At 72.4% G+C, this 2,739-nt stretch carries 1 protein-coding gene; it reads right to left on the bottom strand.

What is annotated here, in order from left to right:
- A partial coding sequence (locus QP089_RS48635) for a condensation domain-containing protein (protein ID WP_285921429.1) occupies positions 1-2,684 on the bottom strand: 2,684 nt, incomplete at its 3' end.
- Between the last annotated feature and the right edge of the window lie 55 nt (positions 2,685-2,739).

Below are 2,739 nucleotides of genomic sequence, written 5' to 3'. Positions count from 1 at the left end.
CACCGCGCCAACCGATTCGCCCGCCGATCCAACTCCGCATAACACACCTCAACCCCACCACACACCACCGCAACCGCCTCCGGAGACCGCACCACCTGCGCCTCGAACAACCCGTGCACCGTCCCCGCCCACGCATCCGCCGACGCGGGCTCATTCCACTCCACCAGAATCCGATGCAGCTCTTTCCCGCCAAGCACCCCGACCGCCCGCAACGGAACCTCGTCACCACCCTCCAACGCCGCCACCACGCCCTCGGCCGCCGTCCGCACCAACTCGCCCACCGCACGGGGGTCGATCGGCGCGACGGCCTCCAGGTCGAGTTCCAGGGAGTCGCCGTTGTCGTCGACCGAGACCAGGAGCGGGTAGTTGGTGTGTTCGCGGACGAGAAGCGTCCGCATCCCGTCGAAGGCGTCGGGGCCGTCCGCGCCCTCCGGCTCCTGGCCGCTGTTGTGCCGGTAGTTGAACAGGGAGGTGAACAGGGGCCGGTCGCCGCGCAGGCCGCCGGCGCGCTGCGCGAGCGACAGCGGCGCGTGCTCGTGCTCCAGCAACCCGGCGAGCTGATCCCGCATCGCCAGCACCGACGACCGCACATCGGCGCCGTCCACGCGCACCCGGACGGGCAGCGTGTTCATGAACGGGCCCGGCACGCGGTCCGCGCCCGCGCTCATGCGGCCGAACAGGACGGTCCCGAACACCACGTCGTCACGCCCGCTGACCGCCGCCAGCACCCGCGCCCACACCACGTGCATCACCGTCGCCGCCGACACACCCAGCCGACGCGCCGCCGCCCGCACCCGCGCGTCCAGCTCCGGCGGGAAAGGCACCACGTCGCGGCGGGCACGGGTGCCGTCACCACGGACGTCGACCACGCCGAACGGCGCGGTCGGCTCGGTCACGTCGCCCAGCAGCTCGGCGAAGTACCGCTCATGCTCCGCGTCGTCGGCGGCGGCCCGCGCCCGCGCCACGAAGTTCCGGAACGGCGACGGCGCGGGCAGCTCGTCACCCCGCCCGGACAGGAACGCACGCACCTCCTCCAGCAGCACCTCGAGAGCGGTGTGGTCCTGCACGATGTGGTGCATGCGCACCAGCGCGAGCCACCGATCGCTCCCCGGCACGGCCGCGATGTGCACGGTGATGAGCGGCGCCCGGTCCAGGTCCATCGACAGGCCGACGGTTGCCAGCAGCCACCCTGCCGGGTCGTCGGCGGCGGCGTCGAGAACGACTTCCTCCACCGGTAGCGGGGCGCGACGCCACACCACCTGCACCGGTTCGCGCAGTCCGTCCCATACGACCGATGTACGGGTGACGTCATGCCGCGCCGTGACCCGGTCGAGGGCGTCCACGAACGCGTCCAGGCGCGCACGCGAGTGGAACTCCAGCACCGTGGGCAGGACATAGGCGTCCTCGCCGCCCTCCGCCAGCAGGTGGTGGAACAGCAGGCCTTCCTGCAGCGGCGCGAGCGGATAGACGTCGGCGACATTCGCCGCGCCGCCCTCCACGGACGCCACGACCCGCTCGACCTCGGCGTCGTCGAGGTCCACCAGCGGCAGCATCTCCGGCGTGATCTCGGTCGCGCCCACCGGGATGAGGTTCGGCGGGACGTCCACCGCCTCGCCGTCGCCGACGATCGCCGCGAGGCCCTCCGGGGTCGGGGTCGCGAACAGCGCGCGCAGCGACACGGGGATGCCGTGCGTCCGGAGGATCTCCACCAGCCGGATCACCAGCAGGGAGTGTCCGCCGAGTGCGAAGAAGTCGTCGTCCGCCGCGACGCCGTCGATGCTCAGCACCTGTGCGAACGCGCCGCAGATGAGCTCTTCGCGGGCGGTCGAGGGGCCGCGTCCGGCACCCGCGCCGCCGGTGAGGTCGGGTGCGGGCAGGGCGTTGCGGTCGAGTTTGCCGTTGGCGTTCAACGGCAGCGCATCCAGCACCACCACCGCCGACGGCACCATGTACCCCGGCAGCCGCTCGGCCACGAAGGCCCTGACGGTGGACGGCAGGTCGCCGGTCTCCGCCGAGCCCGGCACGACGTAGGCGACAAGGCGCCTGTCTCCGGGGGCGTCCTCCCGGGCGACGACGGCCGCCTGAGCTACCGACGGGTGCGCGGCGATCACCGACCGGATCTCGCCCGGCTCGATCCGGAAGCCCCTGACCTTCACCTGCTCGTCCGACCGGCCCAGGTACTCCACCTGCCCGCCGGCGTTCCACCGCACCACATCACCCGTGCGATACAGCCGCTCACCCGCCCCGAACGGCGACGCCACGAAACGCTCCGCCGTCAGACCCGCACGCCCCAGATACCCCCGCGCCAAGCCCCCGCCGCCCAGGTACAACTCCCCGGCCACTCCCACGGGCACCGGTTGCAGGCTCCCGTCCAGGATGAAGACCCGCGTATCGGCGACCGGAACGCCGATCGGCACCGCTCCGCCGACCTCGACGTCTGCGAACCACGCGGTCGCGTAGACGGTCGCCTCGGTCGGCCCGTAGATGTTCGCCACCCGGGCACCGGGAAGCGCTTGGCGGATCGCCGCGACGAGGTCGCCCGTCAGCGCCTCACCCGCCAGGACGACGGCTTCCGGCCTGACGTTCTCCGCAGCCGACCCGAGCACCCGCGCGAAAGCGGATGGGACGCCGCTGACCAGGCTGACGTCACCGACCCCGTCCGCCAGCGCCAGCAGATCGGGCACCACCTCCACACACCCACCCGACACCAACGGCCCGAACAACTCGAACACCGACACA

The organism is Actinomadura opuntiae (genome assembly GCF_030283205.1).
Classification (GTDB): domain Bacteria; phylum Actinomycetota; class Actinomycetes; order Streptosporangiales; family Streptosporangiaceae; genus Spirillospora.
Note: the sequence above shows the minus strand (reverse complement) of the source record. Positions and strands in the feature narration are given on the sequence as shown.